Below are 24,824 nucleotides of genomic sequence, written 5' to 3' on the forward strand. Positions count from 1 at the left end.
TTTGAAACCTTTTTCTTTTATAAATATGACATAAATCAGCCTATTGAAATTGGAATCGTGTAACTTTGCACTTTAATTTTTTCTGAAATGAATGACGTTCAAAATCAAGATGACTTATATATTATTGTAGAGGATTTTTACAAAAAACTTTTATTTGATGATAAAATCAGTTACATTTTTACTGATGTTGTCAAAATAAAGTTGGAGGAACACTTACCTATTTTAGTGACTTTTTGGTCTCAAGCCATTTTTGGAACCGGCGGTTATTTTAATAATTTAACTCAGATTCATTTGGATGTAAATATGAAATCTTATTTATCAAAAGAATTGTTTGAAATTTGGTTGACACATTTTGAAGCAGCCATAAACGAAAATTTTGAAGGTTTTAATTGTGAAAGAATGAAAAATATGGCACACAATCTTTCAACGATTATGCAAATAAAAATCGCTCAGCAGAAAGCGGAATAATTACGACATCAATAATTTTACCTATCATTCTTTGTTTAATTCATAATTTATTCCACATTAACAATTGTTTCGATACAAGCAAAGGTTTTTATTAATAATTTAGTTCTATAATTTGTAAAAAATGAACATAAAAATAACAGGTTCTGGAAGTTATATTCCAACAGAAATAGTAACCAATAAAGACTTTTCAAATCATGTTTTCTTGAACGAAGATGGAACGCCGTTTCCACTTCCAAATGAAGTTATTACAGAAAAATTTTACGGAATTACTGGAATTGAGGAACGTCGTTATGCTTCTGATGATCTATTGACATCTGATATTGCTTTTATTGCTGCAAAAAAAGCAATTGAAGACTCAAAAATTGATCCTGAAACTCTAGACTACATCATATTTGCTCACAATTTTGGAAACCAGAAAAAAGGAGCTATTCAAGCAGACTTACTTCCAAGTTTGGCAACTCGAGTAAAGCACGACTTACGTATAAAAAATCCAAAATGTGTTGCTTACGATATGTTGTTTGGCTGTCCAGGTTGGGTTGAAGGTGTTATTCAAGCAACTGCATTTATCAAAGCCGGAATGGCAAAAAAATGTTTGGTTATCGGTGCTGAAACATTATCAAGAGTTACCGATCCACATGATAGAGATTCAATGATTTATTCTGATGGTGCTGGCGCAACAATCATTGAAGCAGTTGATGGTGAAGCAGAAGGAATTCTAGCTCATGAATCGGCTACTTATGCTTATGATGAAGCCAATTATTTATTCTTTGGAAATTCCTTTAACAAAGACCATGACCCTGATGTTCGTTACATAAAAATGCATGGTAGAAAGATTTATGAATTTGCCTTGAGCAATGTTCCAAAAGCCATGAAAGAATGTTTAGATAAAACTGGAATTGACATCAATCAAGTGAAAAAAATATTGATTCATCAAGCTAATGAAAAAATGGATGAAGCGATTATTCAACGTTTTTACAAATTATACGAACAAACGCCACCTGAAGGAATTATGCCAATGAGCATTCATAAATTAGGAAATTCAAGTGTTGCAACTGTTCCAACTTTATACGATTCTTTGATTAAAGGAAAAATTGAAAATCAAGAGATTCATAAAGGTGATGTAATTCTATTTGCATCGGTTGGCGCCGGAATGAATATCAATGCGATTGTTTACAAGATGTAATTTTTTAAGTTTGTTGTTTATTGTTAATGGTTAATAGTTAATTTTGCAGAACCAAAAACAATAAACACTAAACTACAAACAGTAAGAATGTACGAAAAAACATTTCCAAATAAACGCTTTAAGCATACTTTAGAATTTTTACAAAAGCACGTTGCTACTTCAGAAACCATATTTGATTTAGGTGTTCCCAATCCTTTTTCTAAAATTATGGAAGAGAATGGTTATACTGTAAAAAACACTAAAGGTGAAGATTTAGACAACGACCAAACGGCTTTACAGAACGAAACTTATACTGTTTTTACTGCTTTTGAAATTTTCGAACATTTACTAAATCCTTATACTGTTTTACAAAATGTAAAATGTGATAAATTGCTGATTTCGATTCCGCTACGTTTATGGTTTTCTCCTGCTTACCGAAGCAAAACCGATATGTGGGACAGACATTACCATGAATTTGAAGATTGGCAACTAGATTGGCTTTTAGAAAAAACAGGTTGGATAATTACTGCAAGAGAAAAATTCACACACCCAGTTAAGAAACTTGGTTTCAGACCATTGCTAAGGTATTTTACTCCAAGATATTATATTGTTTTTGCGGAAAGAAATCCCAAAAAATAAATCCCAAATTCCAACTTTTCAATTTTTTATTGGAATTTGGAATTTTTAATATTGGAATTTTTTAATATGAACTACTACATCGTCATTCCATCACACAACGAAGAAGCCTTAATTTCTTTGACACTTCAATCCTTGGTTGAACAAACTGTTTTGCCTACTAAAATTGTAGTTGTGAATGATAATTCTACGGATAAAACAGAAGATGTAGTCAATTCATTTGTTTCAAAATATCCTTTTATTTCTTTGGTGAATAAAACTTCTGATGCCATTCATTTACCGGGAAGTAAAGTAATTCAAGCATTTCAAAAAGGATTAGAAACTTTGGATGAAAACTATGATTTTATTGTAAAAGCAGATGCCGATTTGATTTTTCCTAATAATTATTTTGAAACCATTATAAAACATTTCCTATCAGATGAACGAATTGGAATGGCAGGCGGTTTTTGCTACATAGAAAAAAATGGCGAATGGATTTTAGAAAATCTTACTGATAAAGACCATATTCGCGGAGCATTAAAAGCCTACAGAAAAGAAACTTTCAAACAAATTGGTGGATTAAAACCTGAAATGGGATGGGATACCGTTGATGAATTATTATGTAAATTCTACAATTGGAAAGTGGTTACCGATGAAAATTTACATGTAAAACACTTAAAACCAACTGGAGCAAACTACAACAAAACAGCTCGTTACAAACAAGGTGAAGCCTTTTATTCCTTAGGTTACGGATTTTGGATTACTACTATAGCTTCTCTAAAATTGGCGATGATGAAGAAAAAACCACTCCTTTTTATAGACTACATAAAAGGTTTTTGGAAGGCAAAATCATCAAAAAAACCGCTTTTAGTTACTGACGAACAAGCTAAATTTATCCGTAATTACCGACTTCAGAAGATGAAAGAGAAATTGTTTTAAAATTTTAATCCATCTTTCACATAAAATTATAGTATTTTTACTGCCAACTATAAACTGAACACTGAACACTAATAAAATGATGTTAATTCGTTATTTAACGCAAATAGGTAGGTATTTTTTAATGCTGAAAGAAGTCTTCAATAAACCCACAAAATGGTCGGTTATGAGAGGATTAATTTTCAAAGAAATTGACGATTTAGTAATTGATTCCCTTGGGATTGTTGCTTTTATTTCCTTTTTCGTTGGAGGTGTTGTTTCTATTCAAACGGCATTAAACTTAACTAATCCTTTGATTCCAAAATATCTTATTGGTTTTGCCACAAGACAATCTGTGATTTTAGAGTTTGCTCCTACTTTTATTTCCATCATTATGGCAGGAAAAATGGGTTCGTTTATCACATCAAGTATAGGAACAATGCGTGTTACTGAACAGATTGATGCTTTAGAAGTAATGGGTGTAAATTCATTAAATTATCTAGTTTTCCCAAAAATAATCGCGCTTTTATTATATCCATTTGTGATTGGAATAGCAATGTTTCTTGGCGTTCTTGGCGGTTGGATGGCTGGAGTTTACGGTGGTTTTACAGCAAGTAATGAGTTTATACAAGGAATTCAAACCGAATTTATTCCATTTCATATCACTTATGCCTTTATAAAAACAGTTGTTTTTGCTATGATTCTAGCTACAATTCCTTCTTTTCATGGTTATTACATGAAAGGTGGAGCGTTAGAAGTTGGTAAAGCAAGTACCGTTTCATTTGTTTGGACATCTGTAGTAATCATCTTGGTGAATTATATTTTAACTCAATTACTTTTAACCAATTAACCGATGATAGAAGTAAAGAACGTAGAAAAATCTTTTGGAGAATCTAAAGTTTTAAAAGGAATTTCGGCAACTTTTGATGCTGGTAAAACCAACTTGATTATTGGTCAAAGTGGTTCTGGTAAAACTGTATTATTAAAATCATTATTAGGAATTTTTACTCCTGATGTTGGTACGATATCTTTTGATGGAAGAATTTATTCTGAACTATCTGCGGATGAAAAACGTGCCTTAAGAACAGAAATTGGAATGGTTTTTCAAGGAAGTGCTTTGTTTGACAGCATGACCGTTGAAGAGAACATTGGTTTTCCATTAAAAATGTTTACTACTAAATCTCCTGAAGAAATTAGAGAACGAGTAAACACTGTAATAGATAGAGTTAATTTAGTTAATGCCAATCATAAAAAACCTTCAGAAATTTCAGGTGGAATGCAAAAACGAGTAGCTATTGCAAGAGCTATTGTAAACAATCCAAGATATCTTTTTTGTGACGAACCCAATTCAGGATTAGATCCAAAAACAGCTATTGTAATTGATAATTTGATTCATGAAATTACTGTTGAATACAATATAACAACAGTTGTAAATACTCACGACATGAACTCCGTTATGGAGATTGGAGACAAAATCATTTTTCTTAAAAATGGAATTCTTGCCTGGGAAGGTTCCAAAAAAGACATCTTCAAAACTGATAATGAAGCTATAGTTGATTTTGTTTATTCTTCTAACTTGTTTAAAAAAATTAGAAAAGCACAAAATAAAGAAGAATAGTTTAGTACTCTCTTACCAAATAAACCCAACCTGTTTTTGGTTCGCTATTTTCAAAATTAATCAAATAATAATAAGTTCCGTCTGGCAATAATTTGTCACTATTCTTTTGTTGTCCATGCCATTGGTCAATATAATTTTCTTGTTCATATACAACCATTCCATAGCGACTAAAAATCTTTATCTCACGAATTCCTGTAAATCCTGATAAATCAAAAGAGTCATTAAGACCATCACCATTTGGAGATATCCCATTTGGAATAGTACATAATGTGCTTAAAACTTCCACTGATTGAAACGTGCTACATCCATCGATATTTGTAATAACAACAGAATAAGTTCCTTTTGGTTTATTTGAAATTTGAATTGGATTTACAACACTAGTAAAACCATCTGGACCTGACCACAAGAAAGTATCTGAGCTTGAAAATGTTCCATTAGAAGGTATTGCAGAAATTGTGAAATTATTATTAATACAATTAGCTTCAATAGTAAATTGAGGAATAGGTTTTACCAAAATTGTTTTAGTTGTTGAAGAGGTACAACCATTTAAATTAGCTGTAACCGTATAATTCCCAGATAAAATTGTGGTGCTATCGTTAAAAACTAAATTCTGTGTTGTAGCCGTAAAACCATTAGGTCCAGTCCATTGATAAGTTGCATTTGGAATAGTTTCTGTAAAAAACTGAATGTCATCACCACTACAATAATTAGAATCAACATCAACAATTGGATCCATCGGAATAGGATTAAAAGTAATTGATACAAAAGATTCATCTATAGCATTACAAAATCCTGAAACCGTATATTTAAAATTGTAGACTCCATAAGGAATTCCAAGTGGTAACCAGTTATTTCCTGATAACATACCGCTATTTGTAATTTCTTGCCAAACGCCTCCTGTGTCGTAAGTTCCATTCAATAATGTAAATAAATTAACTGAATTTGATGTTCCGCAAAGCACCAAATTTCCATCTAAACCAGCGTTGGGAATTGTGCTCAAAGGAATTGTATAGGATAAAATTCTATCAACACAAGAACCTGGAATTGTTGAATAAATTCTAACATAATAAGTTCCTGCATCTGTAACTCCATTAAATGGATTGAATGTTAAAACATTTGTAGTACTTAAAATAGTAGTCGTATTTGTTCCTTTCCACCATTGATAATTTAAAAAAGAAAATGCCTGAACTGACAACTCACCTGATTGACCTTGACATAAATTACTAGCTGTTATTGAAGGTTCTGGCAAAGTTGTTATATCAAAAAGTCGATTAACAATATTTCCACAAGTATCTTGCACTTGAAAATTATAAATTCCAGGTTGTAATCCAGAAAAAATATTTGAAGTACCATTATTTACTACAAAAGGCAAACCATCTTTTGTAGTTATTCTATAGGTTAGTGGAGGAATTCCATTGGCAACAATTATAATTTGTGTCCCTTGATTGACGCAAGGTAGCGAGTAAGCTGCTGTTATTTGCAACCCACCATTATATTCAAAACTTCTTATGTTTTCTATACATTTTAACAAACTTGGACTTCCATTAGAAAAATATTCATAAGTTTTCAAAATTCTAAATTGCCCAGTAGCAGCTATATTTAAATTTGTGGTATTATTTATTAAGTTAATTGAATTACTTGAAGTTGGCATTGAGTTAGTTGGATATACTACTCCAGTTGTTGGATGCACCCATTGTCCTGTTATAGAATTGTATTTTTGTAACCAAAACTCAGATAAATAAGCACTGTTATCATTATAATTTAATATTAAATCAAACGAGCCACAATTTGAAACAACCTGAATATCCTCGGTAGTTGTAAGGTATCCAGTTAATAACCTAGTTTCTGTTCTTTCTACATTACAAATATCTTTAGAATAGAAAGTATAGGTTCCTTCTGGTAAAGAATTCATATAAAATATGCCATTAGGAGCAATATTAAAACTAACATTATAAGGTAACGAAAAAGAAAAAGTCGAAGGTGCTGCAATAATAGTTACTACTTGAAGTGGTCCGTTTGGACTTATTAATCCAATAGAATCAAAGCCTACTCCACAACCTTTTCTATCCAATAACACTAATGGATCATTAGAAACTACATTAGAAATAGTAGCAGTTAAAGTATATACCTGATTACAATTATCTGTTATCGCTAAAGTATAATTTCCAGCTGGTAAATTAGTTATCTGAACATACATACTATTTGGATTAGCTAGTGGAACCAAATAAGGTAATGTTTGGTTCAAAGCCGTTGGCGCACTAGTAATTCTAATCGAAGATATTGTCCCTCCAGCACTTGTAACCGTAATTATCCCATCGTTAGAAGTGCAGCCGGGAAAAATGTTTCCAGCTGCCGTCATTGATACAACTCTTGGCAAAATTATTATTTCATATTGAAAACTATTTCCACACACATCAGTACCTGTAAAGTTATAGGTTCCAGAAGGCAACTGCATTGTAAAAACACCTGAATTTATATTAAAAGAAACATTGTAAGGAAAAGTTTGATTTATTGTTGAAGGTCCGCTCGTCATTATAACAGACGTAACTAACGGACCACCATTTGGTATTTTAACAATAGCGTCACCTGCACATGAATTAGGGACTGGCAAAACTTCAAATCCGGGCAAAACAGCTACTATTGAAACCTGAGTTTGTACTGATCTTCCGCAAGCATCAACAATCTGAATAGTGTAGTTACCAACAGGTAAATCATTTATACTGTTTGAACTATAAACTAAAACACTTGAATTAAATGGCCCAGGATGGTTACTATTAAAAAGTGTAGGATTAAAACCAGCAGGAGCTGAAATAAAACTTGATGTATAAGGCGGTAAAAAATCACAAAGTGAAACTTCTATTCCAGTAATACAATTGGCATATAATTGCTGCGAATTTGCTGTAAGTTGACCAAAAATTGGAATAGCATTGTTAGCATAAATGTTACCACAAGCATCTGTTACTTGTATATTAAAATTATAATTTTGAGCATGAAAAAAAGGAACAATTAAAGACACTAATTGACTACTAGAACTTCCAGAACTCAAAGTTTGACTTTGAATAATTGGAGCACCACCAGAAGGAGGAAATGTTGTAGTTTGAATAGTAAGTGGATATCTTATTGAAGTATTTAAATCAGCCGTTACTAAAAAGGTACCTGATATTGTATTGCAAGTATTTAATGCACAGGTTTTGATAAAGTCACCTAAAGTGAGATTAGGCGGATTAGTAAAACTTAAGGTATAGGTCTGAACAACACCTTCACCACAAGCGTCGTTAACTCTAATGTTATAGGTTCCAGGTCCTAATCCAGGAAACAAATTCGAAGCTTGAGGTGGTCTTATAACAGGTCCAGAAGTTATTTCATATGTTACTGGATTTCCAGTCAAAACAGTCGCTACTATTGTTCCAATTGCACAACTTGTTTGCAAACTTGTAACTTGATAAGTAAGTAAAACTCTTGTATCATTTATTTGAATGCTTTGTTGGGCAGTGTTAGATAAATTACCCAACGTTTGAGTTGCAATAACTGCATAATTACCTGATTGCAATCCTGTAAAGGTTGTATTGGAAGTTGTCGCAATTGGAGTAGTTACATTTGGCAACAAATAAATTGAATAAACAATTGTTGCTCCAGGTGTGGTGTTTTGAACATTAAAACTCAAGGAACCATTTCCTGTGCATGTCTCATCGGTCTTTGCAACAACCAAACTAAAACTTGACAATTGTGCAAATGAAAATTGGAAAAAAAATACAAGAAAGAAAATTAGATGTAATTGATTTATAGTTCTTGTGCCTTTCATAAATTGTATTTTTACATTAGATGTATAAATTTACAAAAGGTTGCGCTATTTTTTATAAAATTACTTACAAATTATTTGCTAAACCTGTTATTCGTTTAATATCCTGCTCTTTAGACTTTGGATAAATCATTAAAACACCTTCTTTATCAACGATGATATAATCGTGTAAACCATCGACAACTATAATCTTATTGGCATCGGAACGAATTATATTGTTTGAAGCATTTTCTAAAATAACTTTGGCATTAATAACTCCATTATTATTTTCATCCTTATCAATTTTTTCATGCAATTGTCCCCAAGTTCCTAGATCATTCCAATCGAAAGTTGCTGGAAGAACATATACATTTTTAGCATTCTCCATTACAGCATAATCAATTGAAACATTTTCAGCAGAAGCATAATTTTGATTGATAAAGTCTTTTTCAGATGATGTATTATAACTTTCATTTCCTTTCAAAAACAAAGCACTCATTTGTGGTTGAAATTTGTCAAAAGCTGAAGTTATTGATTTCGCACTCCAAATGAAAATTCCACCATTCCAAAGAAAATTTCCAGCATCTAAAAATGATTTTGCCGTTTCATAATCTGGTTTTTCTCTAAATTGATTTACTTTTTTAATAGGATTTGCATCAGATTTATCAAATTCAATATAACCAAAACCAGTATTTGGGAATGTTGGTTGAATACCTAAAGTCATTAAAGCATCTTCTTTTTCACAAAAATCAAAACATTGTTTCAAATTATTTGCAAATTCATCTTCATCTTCAATCCAATGATCGCTTGGTGCAACTACCATAACTGCATTAGGATTCAATTTTTGAATTTTCAATGACGCATATAAAATACATGGTGCTGTATTACGCATTGCTGGTTCTAACAAAACTTGTTCTTGCTTAACCATTGGCAATTGTTCTAAAACTAAATCATTGTACAATTCATTAGTCAATATAAAAATATTTTCTGCAGGAATTAATTTTGACAAACGACTGAAAGTTTTCTGAATTAAAGTATGCCCAGAACCCAACATATCGTGAAATTGTTTAGGAAATTCTGTTGTAGAAACTGGCCAAAATCGTGAACCAACGCCACCAGCCATTAATATTGCGTAATAATTTTTGTTCATTTTGTTATTTTTTTTGCAAATGTATTTGTAAAATTTCTTGTTTAAAACTTCATTCTTTTAAATGCTACTTGTCTTCGATGAATTGTTAGTATGTAAAGATAAAGAGTTATTTCTTCTTGGAAGTTGACATTTAAAAAAATAATAAAATTTATACCGTCTTGGTTCTTGTTGATTATTTATGTAATCTCGAAGCACGAAACGACTTCATTTTTTTAATTAGTGATACAACTATATTTATAAGAAAGAGTAGTTGAAGGAATAATAAAACTAAAAAACTTACTGTCAAAACAATATTAATATATTCAAAACTATCATATAATGGAAATTCTTTTGTTCTATCAAAAATGGAATATGGGAAAATCAATAAAATAATCGATATTATAGTTCCAAAAATGTGAATTTTAGAAATTATTTTGTTTAGCTCAATTTTAATAATATTTAATAAAAAGTAAAATATAAAAATAATGAATAGTAAAGAAGAAAACAACCTATACAAATGACAATTTGCAATTACATAATAAGTGTCATGTACATTAATGTCAAATGTTTCTTCACCCACTAAAAAGCCTAAGATTAACAAAATCAGTGATGAAATCAACAACAAATAATATGCTTTAAATTTCATCATCTTATCCAGGAATTATTTCAACCTCAGCGTTGGCGTTAAACAAAAAAGTTCTTCCTGTTTTTACTTCAATACATTCATATCGTTTTACTCTAAGTCCTTTTTTCTGAAAAATTCTTCCGTTTTTTATTCTGAACAAACTTCCACTTGGCACTTCATGAATGTAATGAACATCTGGCTTTCTTTCGTCAAATTGTTTTAAAGCAAAAGCTAATTTGGCATCAGTATCACTACTAGCAGTTGGATTTCTAAAATGACTCGCCACCAAAGGCAAAACCGAATGCGGAAAAATTTCAGGTCTTATAAAAGGAACCATCAATCTTTGAAACGTCATCTTCCACTCTACTCCATGAGGTAAAATTTTTCTTCCGTATTTTTCAAAAGCTACTAGATGTGAAATTTCGTGAACTAATGTTATCAAAAATCGGTATTTATTTAAATTGGCATTTACAGTAATTTCGTGTTTACCTGAAAGCCCTTTTCGATAATCACCATGGCGCGTTTGTCGCTCATTAACGATTTTTAAATGCACCGAATTAGCTTTGATTAATTCAAAACACAATTCGACAGCATGCTCAGGAAGGTATTTTGATAGGACTTCGCTCAATTTAAAAACATTTTATGGAGTTGAACTAGAAACCTGCAACACTTTTCCATTATAAAATTTATTTCCTGTTAAAGCAAAATTGAAAATATAATCGGACATTTCTTTTGGTGAAATCGGTGCTTCATAACCTGGAAATGCTTCTTGCAACATTTCGGTATTAACAGCTCCAAGAGCTAAAACATTGAACGCAATTCCTTGTTCTTTGTATTCTTCTGCCAATAATTCTGAAAGTGTAATTACAGCGCCTTTACTAGATGAATAAGCTGCTAATCCCGGAAATTTCATGCTTCCTTGGATTCCGCCCATAGAACTTATTGAAACCACATGACTTCCTTTTTGCATGTAAGGCAAGCAAGTTCTAATTAAATTAGCTACTCCAAAAACATTTACTTTGTAAACTCTTTCAAAATCAGATTGTGTCAATTGTGAAAATGGTTTATTAACTAAACATCCTGCATTATTGATTAAAACATCTACTTTTTTCCAAGTGGAAGCTATGAATTTATCAATGGTGTGCATTTCGTCTTCAACTGCAATGTCAATTGATAGACAAGTAATGTTTGGATTATCAATTAATTCTTGAGGTGTTTTTCTTGAAATGGCTAAGACTTGATGTCCAGCATTTGCAAATTGTAATGCCAGTTCATATCCAATTCCGCGAGAAGTTCCTGTAATAATAATGTTTTTACTCACAATTTAAAATTGTTTTTTGGTGTTAGTAAATCTTTGATTTCATTTGTTTCTTTACTTGATGGTAAAGATAAAAAAACTATTTAGAATACTTTTTATAAAACTTAAATCCTTGTACTAATCCCAAAATTATAAATACTAACGGAATTATTATTTTCATTAAATATTTTGCTAAAAAATCAGTTTGATTGGTTACATAATCTAAAGATAAAATCAAAACTAACATTCCAGAAAAGGTTCCAAAAATAGTTCCGAAAACGTAGAAATATTTTCTTGATTTGGATACTTCTATATAATTTCCATTTAAAAGATACAAATTCCAACTTGTCCAAAACGGAATTTGAATAAAGTTTAAACAACTTAGAATTATTCCAACAACAAATGGAGAATAATCAACATATTTGTCTAAAACTGTTTGTGAAGATGCTTCTTTTGATGCACTTGAATAAAAAATATAAGCCAATAGAAACATAAAAATGATAGAAAATGCTTCAATAAATTTAATCAGTTTTTTGTTTTCAATTAATTTATTAGCAAATATCAAGGTGAAATAAATTACAAAAAACTCAATCGAGATCACACCAAGTAAATAGAAAATGGTTTCGTTTAATCCGAAACTTTTATAAACTTCATAACCCACAATATTCAAATAACCAAGCGGAATTGAGCCAATAAAACTGACTAAAAATCCGACGAATATGTTTTTTAGAATTTGCATTAAAAATTTACAATCTTATTACTTTGTTCCAAATGCAATTTATATTGACGCATTCCTTCTTTATGCTCCAAATAAGGAAATCCTCTTTTATGATTTTGAACACTTATTTTATACATATAAGTGATATGACGAGCCAATTCTTTCCAAGCAAAAAACAAAGAATGTTTTGGGTCATAAATATGTGTTGGCTCACTTCCTGCGCCATTTATTTCAACAATAGCAAAGTTTTTTCCTTGCTCTAAATCCATCCATGAATCATACATTACATCCAATCTTCCAAAATAAAACTCAGAAATTTCTTGACACATTGAATCAATAGTTTCATTTAATTTATCTGTAATTAAATTGCTTGCATCAATAAACTTTGCACCACGAGCATGATTTCCATAAGGAACAAGATTTAGTTTGTTACCTTTTTCTAAAACCTCATTAAATCGAGCTCCGAAATCTTTTTTAATATTTTCAATTTGTAATTCATAACGAGGATTTGCTCTTATCAATTGCTCCATTGTTGCTTTTCCATCACCTTCAATAATTACATATTCTTTGGCTACAATTCCAGTTACTTTTCCTTTATTTTCGTTTGGAAATCGAACATAGAAAATACCAACTTCATTGGCATAAGGAATCAGATCTTGAATTAAATAATCAAAATTTGCATTAGAATTATAGGTTTTCAATTCTTCTAAATTATGAATTTTCTGCACCGCCGAACCTCGCAAACCAATATCAGGCTTTGCAATAAATGGAAATTGAATGGTTGAATTTTGAAAAACTGAAATTACTTTTTCAAAATCATTATTCTCTATAATCAGTTCGGTTTTTGGGTAATACTTTTGTGGAATTAAATCATAAATTTCCTTTTTACTTTCTGCCATAAATCCACCATTTTTTATCTTAGGATTGCATGAGTTAAAAAAGAAAATTGTTCGCGCTTTTACGGCATAAAAAGCCCACAAAAAATAAATAGGAATATAGACAATTTGAAACGGCCAATATTCCCAACGAAAAAGTTTATGAAAAAAAAGTTTCAACTTATTGTATTGTAATTGAATTAGTAAATTCCTCCTGATTTTGTAAATCGTGATACGAAAGTACAACTTTATTTTCTTGAATTATAGTCTGGGTAATACTCAAGGTTTTCATTTCGTTATTTCTGTTGATAATCAATCCGTGTTCTTGATCATCTTCCTTTGCATAACGATGAAATTGAAAAAGTTTTTCAGCAGAAACTTCATTTGAAACAATAAAATTTTGAAATAATTCAACTCTATGTTCACGAATTTCTTTTGGATACAATGTTGACGAAGACCAAATATGACTTTGATTTACATCTAAATTTAAAGTAGATTTTTCGACTTCATTCCAACGTAATTGGTACAATTTTTTGTCCTGAAATAATACAATTGTAAAGGGTTCAATACCAAATAAATCAATGGTATTCCATTCCTCAATGGGTGAATCTGAACTTACTAAATCCAATACAATTAATCCGCGACTTTTTCTGTAAGATGGTTTTAATTGATGCTTTTCATCTGCGCCATTTAGCAGTACTAAAACAGTTCCGTTTTCGGCAACAGCATACCAAGTCCCACCAGCTTTTTGGTCTTTTGGAAAATAGATTTTTTTGTTATTTACAATGTATTTTTGAGGTTCAATAGCACTTGGACGAGCTACTTTTTCATCACGATTGTGTGTTAAAATTGCTTTTCCGTTAGAAAAAACAAAACTTACTGTGCACATTGATTTCTATATTCAATTGTAGAACGAGCCACTCCAAAATTTGAGTCAATTGTTATTGAATCATTTTGTAAAACCGCCACTTTTATCAATGCCTGATGATGAATACAATGTTCTAAATTATAAAGTAATTCACGATTATAATTACTTTCTATTTCTAAAGTTTCGCCGTCAATAACTTGATGCAAAAGCAAATTTTTATTTGGCTTTTCAAGATTACTTTTTATAGTTTCAATAGCGGATTTTGCTGTTTCAGTACATGTTTGAATAGCATAATCTCTTTTTCTACTATCATAATTTACAACACCACTTTCATATTGATTTTCTAAACATTGAAAAAGTTCAATTATATGACGTGTATGCTCACCAATTGTAGCATTACTCAATCCACTGCATTGAAATGTATAATCATCTTTCGATAATTGAGACAACAAGTCATTTAACTCGTTTAATGTTTTATGAATTGAAGGAATTAACATATGTATAGCATCTTTTTTATATATACGATATAAAACACAACCAAGTTTTCTAGATTTTGAATTTTAATAAATCTAATAGTTTGTGCTTTTGATTGTAAATTAATAGTAAACAACAAAGAAACGTAATTATTGCCAAAATAAAAAGTGTTCGATTACGGTTTTAACAATTTAAACAAAAAAACTCTTTAAGAAATTTACTTAAAGAGCTTTTTAAATATTATTTATTCAAATTGATTATACCAATCCTCTAGAAATTACAATACGTTGAATTTCAGAAGTTCCTTCATAAATTTGAGTGATTTTAGAATCACGCATCATACGTTCTACATGGTATTCAGCAACATAACCATTTCCACCGTGAATTTGAACCGCTTCATTAGCAACTTCTAAAGCAATTTCAGAAGCATATAATTTTGCCATAGCTCCAGAATGTGCAATATCTTTTCCTTCATCTTTTTCGCAAGCTGCTTTCATTACTAATAATTTAGCTGCAGTAACTTTCACATACATATCAGCCAATTTGAAAGCAATAGCTTGGTGATTGAAAATTTCTTTTCCAAAAGCTTTTCTTTCTTTCGAATATTTTAAAGCAATTTCATAAGCTCCAGTTGCAATTCCTAATGCTTGCGATGCAATTCCGATTCTTCCTCCGTTTAAAACATTCATGGCGAAAGCAAAACCGAATCCGTCTGCACCAATTCTATTTTCTTTTGGAACTTTTACATCGTTGAATAATAAGGAATGCGTATCGCTTCCGCGAATTCCCATTTTTTTCTCTTTTGGTCCGATATCAAAACCTTCCCATCCTTTTTCTACAATAAAAGCATTGATTCCTTTGTGACCTTTTTCAACATCAGTTTGGGCAATTACTAAATAAGTTGAAGCTGTTGATCCGTTTGTAATCCAGTTTTTTGTACCGTTTAGCAAATAATAATCTCCTTTATCAATTGCAGTTGTTTTTTGAGAAGTTGCATCACTTCCAGCTTCTGGCTCTGACAAACAAAAAGCACCAATAACTTCACCTTTTGCAAGCGGAACTAAATATTTCATTTTTTGTTCTTCCGAACAATATTTTTCCATACCAGCACAAACTAATGAGTTATTTACCGACATGATTACGGCAGCCGATGCGTCCACTTTTGCAATTTCAGTCATTGCCAAAACATAAGAAACGCTATCTAAACCAGCTCCACCATATTTAGGATTAACCATCATTCCCATAAAACCTAACTCAGCCATCATTTTGACTTGCTCTGTTGGAAATTTAGAATGTTCGTCTCTTTCAATTACTCCAGGTAGTAGTTCGGCTTGAGCAAAATCTCTCGCAGCTTGCTGAATCATCAAATGCTCTTCGGTAAGATTAAAATCCATATTTTTGTATTAGTTTATTTAGTAAATCGATAATTTTAGTGTCCAAAAATAGCACATTTTCATCAATTTCTAAAACGTTTTCGTAATTTTAGCCAATGTTTAAAGAAACTTACAAAATTATAGGAGTAATGTCAGGCACTTCGCTTGACGGAATCGATTTAGCACACATCAATTTTACCATAAAAGACAACAAATGGCGTTATCAAATTTTGGAATCTGAAACCATTTCATATTCTCAAGATTGGTTAAACAAATTGAAAGTAGCGGTAAGTTTTTCTGAAGAAAATTTGATTGAATTAAATGAAGAGTATACCGAACTTTTAGGAAACATCATAAAATCATTTATTACAAATCATAAAATAAAAAATCTTGATGCCGTTTGTTCGCATGGACATACTATTTTTCACCAACCTCAAAATGGTTTCACACTTCAAATTGGAAATCTTCCAAAAATCACATCAATTATTCAAGAAAAAGTAGTTTGTGATTTTCGTGTGCAAGATGTAAAATTGGGTGGTCAAGGTGCGCCATTAGTGCCAATTGGCGATAGAATTTTATTTTCAGAATATGATTATTGTTTGAATTTAGGTGGATTTTCTAATGTTTCATTTGAAGATAATTCAAAACGAATTGCTTTTGATATTTCGCCTGTAAATACTGTTCTGAATTTTTATGCCAATAAAATAGGATTAGATTATGATGATAAAGGAAAAATTGCTAGTTCAGGAAAAGTTGATTCTAATTTATTGAATGAATTAAACGCTTTAGATTATTACAAAAAATCGTTTCCAAAATCACTCGGTTTTGAATTTGTAAAAGAAATTGTGTTACCATTAATTGAAAAATATTCGATTTCGATTGAAGATAAAATGCACACATTTACCGAACATATTGCTTTGCAAACTTCATTAGCATTGCCAAACAAAACCGGAAAAATTCTAATAACTGGTGGCGGAGCTTATAATGATTTTCTAATTGAACGAATGCAGTTTCACTTACCAAAAATTGAAATCATTATTCCTGATAACAAAACTTTAGAATTTAAAGAAGCCTTGATTTTTGGACTTTTAGGAGTTTTGAAATTACGAAATGAAATCAATGTTTTGAGTAGTGTTACTGGTGCTAAGATGGATCATTCATCTGGTATTATTTACCATTAATTCATTCTGTAAACAATTCCCGAAGTAATTACAAAATTTGGTTCTAACCTATTTTCAGCATTTGAATTCACTGGCTCGAAATTGCTTTGTAAAAAATCCACATCTCGTCTCATGGTTATACCTGGCTTTATTTCTAACCAAAATTTATCATGAATTTTTATTTGGGAGAAAGCAAAGAAATTAGCATTCAATAACTTTAATCTATCATAATTTGGGTCTTCTACTTCAAAAATAGAAGAATTTAATGTCGCATTCAATCCGTAGTAAAATTTAGGATTACTTCTAAATAGCAGTAAAACTGATGTTGGTAATGTTGCATTAAACTTCATTTTTTGTTTTTCATAATTAAAAATAAAAAAAGGAAGCAACACATTTTTACCAAAATCATTGTTATAACTTAAACCTGTTGCCCATCGAATGGATTTATTTTTTTGTGATTGTCTCATATAACCAAAAGAGATTGCTGGATAAATTGCGTTATTTGTTATAGCTATATTATTTTCGGCTCTGTAGTTTAACCTAGCATTTCCAATCAAGAAATTTTTAGCATTCTTAGTATAAACAAATGATGTAGAATAAGATAAATCTGTTAGATCGTTTTCATTAACATCAGCATCTAAAAGAACAGTTTTATATGAGAAAGCGTTGTCCCATCTCATTTTTTTTGCAATAACTTTAGTTTTTAAATTGTATTGAAAATCAACATTGGATTGTTCTATATTTCCAAAACCATTATCCGAAGATGGTGCATAATACGAATAAAATAGTGATGCTCTATTTTCTACCTGAGAATAGACCCTTACAAAAGAAAAGATTAATACAATAACTAATACAAACTTTGTTTTCATACTAAATTTTAAATGTTCAAAATCATTATTTTTTTTCTTATCAAAAACTGCTATTAAATTAAAAAAATGCAGCAAATTTTATCTTTAATATGCACGCATTCAAATTTAAATAATTTTATAAAAATCACAACACAATAAAATATATTTTGCTAAAATAGGAAACTATATTTATAAAAGTGAAATTTCACATACCTAATATAATACTCTTAATTCCTAACAACAAAACATTAGAATTTTAAGAAATCCTTATTTTTTTGCTCTTTTAGTTGTTTTGAAATTACTTGAAAAAGTAATGTTTTGAGTAATGTTCTTGGAACTAAAATAGAACATTGCTCTGTATTAGAATATTAAAACGCTATTTTGTTTACAGAATTATATCTTTTAAAAACCTTATATTTGCAACACAAACAGACTACATAAACAAGCAATGAAAGATTTACTTAAAAAATTTGAAAACAAACAACCCGAAATAGTATTTAACTGGAAAGATAGCGAAACCGAAGCAGAAGGTTGGACAGTAATAAACTCACTACGTGGTGGCGCAGCTGGCGGTGGAACTCGAATGAGAAAAGGACTAGACATGAACGAAGTTTTATCTTTAGCCAAAACAATGGAAGTGAAATTTTCTGTTTCTGGTCCGGCAATTGGTGGTGCAAAATCTGGAATCAATTTTGACCCAAATGACCCACGCAAAAAAGGCGTTTTACAACGTTGGTACAAAGCAGTTTCGCCTTTATTGAAAAGTTATTACGGAACCGGTGGTGACTTGAATGTTGACGAAATTCACGAGGTAATTCCATATACAGAAGAATGCGGTGTTTGGCATCCGCAAGAAGGTGTTTTTAACGGACATTTCAAACCAACCGAAGCTGATAAAATCAATAGAATTGGACAATTGCGTCAAGGCGTTATCAAAGTAATTGAAAACCCAAAATTCTCACCTGACGTATTAAGAAAATACACCGTTGCCGATATGATTACAGGTTATGGAGTTGCAGAAGCAGTTCGCCATTACTACAATACTTATGGAGGCGATTTCCACGATAAAAAAGCAATCGTTCAAGGTTTCGGAAATGTTGGATCAGCCGCAGCTTTTTATCTTGCTGAAATGGGCGTGAAAGTTATCGGAATTATTGATCGCGATGGTGGAATCATCAACGAAAACGGATTCTCATTTGAAGAAATCAGACGATTATTTTTGAATAAAGATGGTAACAAATTGGTAGCAGAAAATATGATTCCATTTGAAGAAATCAATCAAAAAATATGGACTATTGGTGCAGATATTTTTGCTCCATGCGCAGCTTCAAGATTAGTAACTAAAGATCAATTGGATAATTTAATAGGTTCTGGTTTAGAAGTGATTTCATGTGGTGCGAATGTACCATTTGCAGATAAAGAAATTTTCTTCGGACCAATTATGGAAGAAACGGATAGCAAAGTGAGTCTGATTCCTGACTTTATTTCCAATTGTGGAATGGCGAGAGTTTTCGCTTATTTCATGGAGAAAAAAGTACAAATGACTGATGAAGCAGTTTTTTATGACATTTCTGAAACTATCAAAAAAGCTATCGAAAAAACATACGATTTAAATAATTCAAAAGTAAACATCAGCGCAACTGCATTTGAAATTGCATTAAAACAATTGGTGTAAAATGAAACCAAAAGGATTATTCCAATCATTTTTTGAGAGTGAAAAAGCTGGCGGATTAGTTTTATTAATTTGTACAGTTATTTCTCTTGTCATTGCAAATTCTTCATTTTCTGAAGAATATATTGCTATGTGGCATTACCAAATTGGAAGTCACAGTGCCGAGCATTGGATAAATGATGGGTTGATGACTATTTTCTTTTTGTTAATTGGATTAGAATTAGAACGAGAAGTTTATAAAGGAGAATTATCCAAAATAAAAGACGCCATTTTACCTATTTCAGGAGCTTTGGGTGGAATGTTAATTCCTGCTTTAATTTATTTTGCTTTCAATGCTGGAACTCCTACAGAACACGGAATTGGAATTCCAATGGCTACAGATATTGCTTTTGCAATTGGAATTTTATCATTATTGGGAAACAGAGTACCAATTTCACTCAAAATTTTTCTTACCGCTCTTGCTGTTATTGATGATTTAGGCGCCATAATTTTAATTGCACTTTTTTATACCAAAACCATTTACTTTACCAATCTAATTATCTCACTTTCTATTTTTGGAGTGCTTCTGATTATGAATCGATTGAAAGTAACTAACTTGATTTTATATCTTGTTGGAGGAATTTTTATGTGGTATTTTATGTTAAATTCTGGAGTTCACGCTACAATCACTGGCGTTTTATTAGCCTTCGCTCTTCCTTTTGGAAATGGAAGTTCTAAAACTATTTCGTCTCAATTACAACATTGGTTGCATCATCCTGTAGCTTTTATCGTTATTCCGATTTTTGCCTTGAGCAATACAGCCATTGTTATTAGTAAAGATTGGGTTCACAATTTTTCTGAATCCTATTCATTAGGCATTATTTTTGGATTGGTACTTGGGAAACCTATTGGAATTTTTCTTTTCACTTATTTATCTGTAAAATTAAAACTTACCCATTTACCGGAAGACTTGAGTTGGAAAAAAATTATAGGTGTTGGATTCCTTGGAGGAATCGGTTTTACAATGTCCATTTTTGTTACGCTTTTAGCATTTGAAGACAATCAAATAATTACTAATTCTAAGTTTATGATATTGATTGGCTCATTAATTTCAGGTCTAATTGGATTTATTTGGCTAAAGAAAAGTTTATCAAATGTTAATCCCTTGCAAGAAGAATAACAATTTTTAGTATATTTCAACGTTAAAACATATAAAACAGTAATTATGAGTTTAGATTCTACACCTGCTGACAAAAGAAAATCGCTTTTAATTGCGACACTTATCTATGCTGTATTGCTATTGATTATGTTTTTTATTCGCTTTTGGCCTCCATCAGATGCTGAACTTGCTCTATTAGCTGGCGGTGGTGGCGGTGGCGGAGTTACTGTTAACTTTGGTGACACTGACTTTGGTTCTGGCGCTGATTTTCAAAGTAAAGAATTAGATGTTAAAGAAGTTTCAAAAAACAATGAATCACAACCAACTCCAGATGAAGATATAATATCCGAAGATACGGATGCAGATAAAACGGATGCTGTAATCCCGAAAACAAAACCTGTAAAAAACCCAAAACCAATTGTAAAACCTGAAATTAAGAAACCTACTGAAGTAAAAAAACCAGTTAAAAAAGTTGATGATGCTTTAGCTAACATTTTAAAAGGAAATAAAAAAGGCGGTGATGGAAATAGCGGAACTTCAGGAAATCAAGGACGTGCTAATGGCGACATCAACTCTTCAGGATATTCTGGAACTGGTGGTTCTGGCGGAGGAACAGGTGGAGGAAACGGATCTGGCAATGGTATAGGAACAGGACCTGGAAGCGGTTCTGGAAGTGGTGGCGGAAACGGAAGTGGTAATGGTTTAGGAAATGGTTCTGGATATGCTTTAAATGGTAGAAAGGCTTTAAGCAAGCCTCAACCTGCTTACAATTGTAACGAAGAAGGAATTGTTGTTGTTCAAATCACAGTTGACAAAAATGGAAACGTAATTGAAGCTAAACCTGGAGCAAGAGGAACAACCAATGCCGCAAGTTGTTTAGCAAGTCAAGCTAGAATTGCAGCAATGAACACCAAATGGAGCGCAAGTCCTGACGGAACTGAAAAGCAAGTTGGAACTATAAAATACAATTTCAGTTTGAAAGATTAATAAATATTCAATACAATGGCAATCTAGCCCTGATTGTAGAGAAAATAAAAAATGCTTCCATTGTTTGGAAGCATTTTTTATTATAATGAAAAGCAGGAAAATGGATTACAGATAAATCCCGAACAATCCGATACTATTTAGAATTATTAGTTGCTATAACAAACTTCAATTTGTTCTTTACGCCTATTTGTAATACATCAACTAAATCTTGCACTTGAAGATTAAATGGAATTCTAACCACAACTGTTTGGTCTTTTGCATCGCCCATTTGAGCTAACAAAGAAGCTTCAAGTTGATCGAAAGCCACTTCTTGCTTGTCAAGATAAAAACGTTTGTCTTCTGTTACGGACAGACTTATGAGTTGCTTGTTTGTCTTCTCACTTGTTTTAGACTTTGGCAAAGTCATTTTTATCACATTAGGATTTGCTAAAGTGGAAATGATTAAGAAAAACAACAGCAAGAAAAACATAATGTCGCTCAAAGATGATGTAGCGACTTCTGCATGAAATCGTTTATTTCGTTTTACCATTTGGACGTTGAATTATGTTAACAAAATCAAGTACTTGTTTTTGAATTGCTAAGGTGAAACTATCAATTCTACCATTATATAAGTGATAAGCTGAATAAGCAATAATACCAACAACTAATCCTGCTCCTGAACTAATCATTTTTTCATACAAACCTCCTGAAATGTTTCCTATACTAATATCTTCCGTTTGAGAAATACTATAGAAAATTTTGATAACTCCAGAAATAGTTCCGATAAAACCAAAGGTTGGTGCAATACCTGCAATAAGTCCCAATTGACCAAGTTTCTTTTCCATTTCGCCAACTTCAATGTTAGCAGCACGTTCCATATTTGATTCAATTTCTGAAATTGGTCTTCCAATGGTAAGAATACCTTCTCTAAGGACATAACCTGATGCTGTATTACTTCTGTCGGCAACCGAAACTGCCATATCAATATTCCCTGCATTCAAATTATCACGAATATCACGAATTAAATTTGGATCAATCACTGCGCGTTTGTGAATATATAAATATCGCTCGATAATAATATAAAAAGTATAAAAAAGCAAAAGAGCAATTGGAATAAGGAAAAAACCTCCTTTTAAAATAAATCCTAAAACGGAAATTTCAGTTGTATTTACAGTACCTTCAATTACTGCTCCTGTAGCTTGAGCGATAGTATCATTTTGGACTTGAAGAAAAAAATTAATCATATAAATTAGATTTTTGATTTAGTTGTTAAAAATAATCTCAAATTTGCACTAAAGATAAATTCTAATACAATATTAAACTACAAAATTGGGAAAATATTTTGTTTTAAGATTATTTTATTAAAAAGAAATGAACTATCAAGAAACTATAAATTGGATGTTTAGCCAACTACCTATGTATCAAACACAAGGCGCATCGGCATATAAAGAAGATTTAACTAATACTATATTACTTTCTAAACATTTAAGTCATCCTGAAAGAGATTTAAAATGTATTCATGTTGCAGGAACTAACGGTAAAGGCTCTACTTCTCACCTATTAGCATCAGTTTTACAAGAAGCTGGTTATAAAGTTGGACTTTATACATCTCCACATTTAAAAGATTATAGAGAACGAATTAAGATAAACGGTAAAGAAATTTCAGAGAAATTTGTATGTGAATTTATATCAAAAAATAAATCTTTCTTTGAAGAAAACCAATTAAGCTTCTTCGAAATGACCGTCGGACTAGCCTTTGAATATTTCAAAAAAGAAAAAACGGATATCAATATAATCGAAGTTGGTATGGGAGGAAGATTGGATTCAACCAATATAATAAATCCATTAATTTCAGTCATTACAAATATTGGTTTAGATCACACACAATTTCTAGGAAACACATTAGAAGCTATTGCATTCGAAAAAGCTGGAATAATTAAAAATTACACTCCAATTGTGATTGGAGAATACACCTTAGAAACAAAAAATGTTTTTCTAAATAAAGCAAAAGAAACCAATTCTGAAATTTTCTTTGCATCTGAACTAATTGAAAAAACATATCCATCAGCACTATTAGGCGACTACCAAATTCATAATAAAAAAACTGTTCTTCAAACCATTAAAGTTTTACAAAGTCAAAATGAATTTAAAGTATCCGAAGAAAACATCAAGAACGGATTTCAAAAAGTAATAAAAAACACCGGATTACAAGGAAGATGGCAACAATTAAAGGGAAATCCAAAAGTAATATGTGATACAGCTCACAATTCACATGGATTAAAAATAGTTCTAAATCAAATCCAAAATGAAAAATTCGAACAATTACATATTGTATTAGGAGTAGTAAATGACAAAGATTTGAATGAAATATTGCCTTTATTTCCAAAGAATGCAAAATATTATTTTTGCAAACCAAATATTCAAAGAGGATTAAATGCAGAAATTTTACAAAAAAAAGCCGCGGATTTCCAATTAAACGGAAAAGTATATAATTCTATTTCAAACGCTTATCAAGAAGCTTTGAAATTATCTACTAAAAAAGACTTTATATACATAGGCGGAAGTACTTTTGTGGTAGCAGAAGTTTTATAAAAAATGTTTGCAGAATTAAAAATAAGCCTTATATTTGCACCCTGATTAAGAGAAATCATAATCATGATAAAAGGGCGATTAGCTCAGCTGGTTCAGAGCACCTCGTTTACACCGAGGGGGTCGGGGGTTCGAACCCCTCATCGCCCACCACTTTTATCAATTTTACTGATAATACAACAGCATTATCGGGCGATTAGCTCAGCTGGTTCAGAGCACCTCGTTTACACCGAGGGGGTCGGGGGTTCGAACCCCTCATCGCCCACAAAAAAAGACAGATTCATTTTTTTGAATTTGTCTTTTTTTTATCCTTCTCTAAAAGCAAATAATTTATTAATCTATCATCAAATCTCTTATATTAAATAAAAAAACTCCTCAAAAATGAGGAGTTTTTTGTTTATTTAATATGTTGTTTTTTTATCTTTTTAATGAGAAATGGGCTTTAAATTGTTTCATCGCACCAGCTTCTGGATAGTCAACTGTAAACCAGTAATCCGTTGATGGCATTAGGTTTCCGTTGTAGGTTCCATCCCATC

At 31.3% G+C, this 24,824-nt stretch carries 24 protein-coding genes and 2 tRNA genes; 13 read left to right on the top strand and 13 right to left on the bottom strand.

Annotation, left to right across the window (positions count from 1 at the left end; translation table 11 throughout):
* Positions 1–87 precede the first annotated feature (87 nt).
* From ABD766_RS11995 to ABD766_RS12020, 6 genes are all read left to right on the top strand, one after another.
* On the top strand, positions 88–468 hold the full coding sequence (locus ABD766_RS11995; protein ID WP_344816908.1) for a group III truncated hemoglobin: 381 nt from the start codon (positions 88–90) through the stop codon (positions 466–468).
* Between the two features lie 121 nt (positions 469–589).
* Entirely contained in the window at positions 590–1,651 is a 1,062-nt protein-coding gene (locus ABD766_RS12000; RefSeq protein ID WP_344816909.1) for a 3-oxoacyl-ACP synthase III family protein, read from the top strand.
* An 87-nt stretch (positions 1,652–1,738) separates the two neighbouring features.
* Positions 1,739–2,269 carry a methyltransferase gene (locus ABD766_RS12005; protein ID WP_344816910.1) on the top strand — a complete coding sequence of 177 codons (531 nt, stop codon included), beginning with the start codon at positions 1,739–1,741 and terminating at the stop codon, positions 2,267–2,269.
* Between the two features lie 66 nt (positions 2,270–2,335).
* On the top strand, positions 2,336–3,184 hold the full coding sequence (locus ABD766_RS12010; RefSeq protein ID WP_344816911.1) for a glycosyltransferase family 2 protein: 849 nt from the start codon (positions 2,336–2,338) through the stop codon (positions 3,182–3,184).
* A 76-nt stretch (positions 3,185–3,260) separates the two neighbouring features.
* Positions 3,261–4,010: an MlaE family ABC transporter permease gene (locus tag ABD766_RS12015; RefSeq protein ID WP_344816912.1), complete on the top strand. Its 750-nt coding sequence runs from the start codon at positions 3,261–3,263 to the stop codon at positions 4,008–4,010.
* Positions 4,011–4,013: 3 nt separating this feature from the next.
* The gene (locus ABD766_RS12020) at positions 4,014–4,778 is read left to right on the top strand and encodes an ABC transporter ATP-binding protein (RefSeq protein ID WP_298308861.1); all 765 of its coding nucleotides are present in this window, start codon (positions 4,014–4,016) and stop codon (positions 4,776–4,778) included.
* Position 4,779: 1 nt separating this feature from the next.
* Here ABD766_RS12020 and ABD766_RS12025 read toward each other — a convergent pair whose 3' ends face one another.
* The 9 genes from ABD766_RS12025 to ABD766_RS12065 all read right to left on the bottom strand — a co-directional run bounded on the left by ABD766_RS12025 (position 4,780) and on the right by ABD766_RS12065 (position 15,936).
* Positions 4,780–8,580 carry a T9SS type B sorting domain-containing protein gene (locus ABD766_RS12025; RefSeq protein WP_344816913.1) on the bottom strand — a complete coding sequence of 1,267 codons (3,801 nt, stop codon included), beginning with the start codon at positions 8,578–8,580 and terminating at the stop codon, positions 4,780–4,782.
* Between the two features lie 64 nt (positions 8,581–8,644).
* On the bottom strand, positions 8,645–9,706 hold the full coding sequence (locus ABD766_RS12030; protein WP_344816914.1) for a mannose-1-phosphate guanylyltransferase: 1,062 nt from the start codon (positions 9,704–9,706) through the stop codon (positions 8,645–8,647).
* A 629-nt stretch (positions 9,707–10,335) separates the two neighbouring features.
* Positions 10,336–10,938: a SprT-like domain-containing protein gene (locus tag ABD766_RS12035; RefSeq protein WP_344816915.1), complete on the bottom strand. Its 603-nt coding sequence runs from the start codon at positions 10,936–10,938 to the stop codon at positions 10,336–10,338.
* Positions 10,939–10,950: 12 nt separating this feature from the next.
* Complete coding sequence (locus ABD766_RS12040; RefSeq protein WP_344816934.1) at positions 10,951–11,634, bottom strand: SDR family NAD(P)-dependent oxidoreductase; 684 nt, start codon at positions 11,632–11,634, stop codon at positions 10,951–10,953.
* Between the two features lie 73 nt (positions 11,635–11,707).
* The gene (locus ABD766_RS12045; protein WP_344816916.1) at positions 11,708–12,346 is read right to left on the bottom strand and encodes a hypothetical protein; all 639 of its coding nucleotides are present in this window, start codon (positions 12,344–12,346) and stop codon (positions 11,708–11,710) included.
* A complete protein-coding gene (locus tag ABD766_RS12050; protein ID WP_344816917.1) occupies positions 12,346–13,224 on the bottom strand; it encodes an ATP-grasp domain-containing protein in 879 nt (292 codons plus the stop codon). Before ABD766_RS12050 ends, ABD766_RS12045 begins: the two co-directional genes overlap by 1 nt.
* A 157-nt stretch (positions 13,225–13,381) precedes the next feature.
* Complete coding sequence (locus tag ABD766_RS12055) at positions 13,382–14,089, bottom strand: NRDE family protein (RefSeq protein WP_344816918.1); 708 nt, start codon at positions 14,087–14,089, stop codon at positions 13,382–13,384.
* Positions 14,077–14,565 carry a DinB family protein gene (locus tag ABD766_RS12060; RefSeq protein ID WP_344816919.1) on the bottom strand — a complete coding sequence of 163 codons (489 nt, stop codon included), beginning with the start codon at positions 14,563–14,565 and terminating at the stop codon, positions 14,077–14,079. Before ABD766_RS12060 ends, ABD766_RS12055 begins: the two co-directional genes overlap by 13 nt.
* Positions 14,566–14,799: 234 nt before the next feature.
* Entirely contained in the window at positions 14,800–15,936 is a 1,137-nt protein-coding gene (locus ABD766_RS12065; protein ID WP_344816920.1) for an acyl-CoA dehydrogenase family protein, read from the bottom strand.
* A 95-nt stretch (positions 15,937–16,031) separates the two neighbouring features.
* Here ABD766_RS12065 and ABD766_RS12070 point away from each other — a divergent pair, with 95 nt between their 5' ends.
* Complete coding sequence (locus tag ABD766_RS12070; protein WP_344816921.1) at positions 16,032–17,096, top strand: anhydro-N-acetylmuramic acid kinase; 1,065 nt, start codon at positions 16,032–16,034, stop codon at positions 17,094–17,096.
* Here ABD766_RS12070 and ABD766_RS12075 read toward each other — a convergent pair.
* Positions 17,093–17,944: a DUF6268 family outer membrane beta-barrel protein gene (locus ABD766_RS12075; protein WP_298304192.1), complete on the bottom strand. Its 852-nt coding sequence runs from the start codon at positions 17,942–17,944 to the stop codon at positions 17,093–17,095. The two genes, ABD766_RS12070 and ABD766_RS12075, sit on opposite strands and share 4 nt — an antisense overlap.
* Positions 17,945–18,371: 427 nt before the next feature.
* Here ABD766_RS12075 and ABD766_RS12080 point away from each other — a divergent pair, with 427 nt between their 5' ends.
* From ABD766_RS12080 to ABD766_RS12090, 3 genes are read left to right on the top strand one after another with little or no spacing between them, the layout of a single operon-like run.
* A complete protein-coding gene (locus ABD766_RS12080; protein ID WP_344816922.1) occupies positions 18,372–19,598 on the top strand; it encodes a Glu/Leu/Phe/Val dehydrogenase dimerization domain-containing protein in 1,227 nt (408 codons plus the stop codon).
* Between the two features lies 1 nt (position 19,599).
* Positions 19,600–20,754 (top strand): Na+/H+ antiporter NhaA, encoded by a 1,155-nt coding sequence (gene nhaA, locus ABD766_RS12085; protein WP_344816924.1) that lies wholly within the window; start codon positions 19,600–19,602, stop codon positions 20,752–20,754.
* A 45-nt stretch (positions 20,755–20,799) separates the two neighbouring features.
* Positions 20,800–21,720, top strand: a complete 921-nt coding sequence (locus ABD766_RS12090) for an energy transducer TonB (RefSeq protein ID WP_344816925.1) — start codon at positions 20,800–20,802, stop codon at positions 21,718–21,720.
* Between the two features lie 133 nt (positions 21,721–21,853).
* Here ABD766_RS12090 and ABD766_RS12095 read toward each other — a convergent pair whose 3' ends face one another.
* Together ABD766_RS12095 and ABD766_RS12100 are read right to left on the bottom strand one after the other, a co-directional pair.
* Entirely contained in the window at positions 21,854–22,249 is a 396-nt protein-coding gene (locus ABD766_RS12095) for an ExbD/TolR family protein (protein WP_298119651.1), read from the bottom strand.
* A complete protein-coding gene (locus ABD766_RS12100) occupies positions 22,233–22,943 on the bottom strand; it encodes a MotA/TolQ/ExbB proton channel family protein (protein WP_425556581.1) in 711 nt (236 codons plus the stop codon). Before ABD766_RS12100 ends, ABD766_RS12095 begins: the two co-directional genes overlap by 17 nt.
* Positions 22,944–23,070: 127 nt before the next feature.
* On the opposite strand from ABD766_RS12100, the gene ABD766_RS12105 reads away from it, so the two are divergent.
* From ABD766_RS12105 to ABD766_RS12115, 3 genes are all read left to right on the top strand, one after another.
* Complete coding sequence (locus ABD766_RS12105) at positions 23,071–24,291, top strand: bifunctional folylpolyglutamate synthase/dihydrofolate synthase (protein WP_344816926.1); 1,221 nt, start codon at positions 23,071–23,073, stop codon at positions 24,289–24,291.
* A 72-nt stretch (positions 24,292–24,363) separates the two neighbouring features.
* Positions 24,364–24,441: transfer RNA gene (locus ABD766_RS12110), tRNA-Val, on the top strand.
* A 37-nt stretch (positions 24,442–24,478) separates the two neighbouring features.
* Positions 24,479–24,553: transfer RNA gene (locus ABD766_RS12115), tRNA-Val, on the top strand.
* A 152-nt stretch (positions 24,554–24,705) separates the two neighbouring features.
* Here the strand turns inward: ABD766_RS12115 and ABD766_RS12120 are convergent.
* Positions 24,706–24,824: T9SS type B sorting domain-containing protein (locus ABD766_RS12120; protein ID WP_344816936.1), on the bottom strand; the 119-nt coding region annotated here is incomplete at its 5' end.

The organism is Flavobacterium cheonanense, assembly GCF_039539185.1.
Taxonomy (GTDB): Bacteria; Bacteroidota; Bacteroidia; order Flavobacteriales; family Flavobacteriaceae; genus Flavobacterium; species Flavobacterium cheonanense.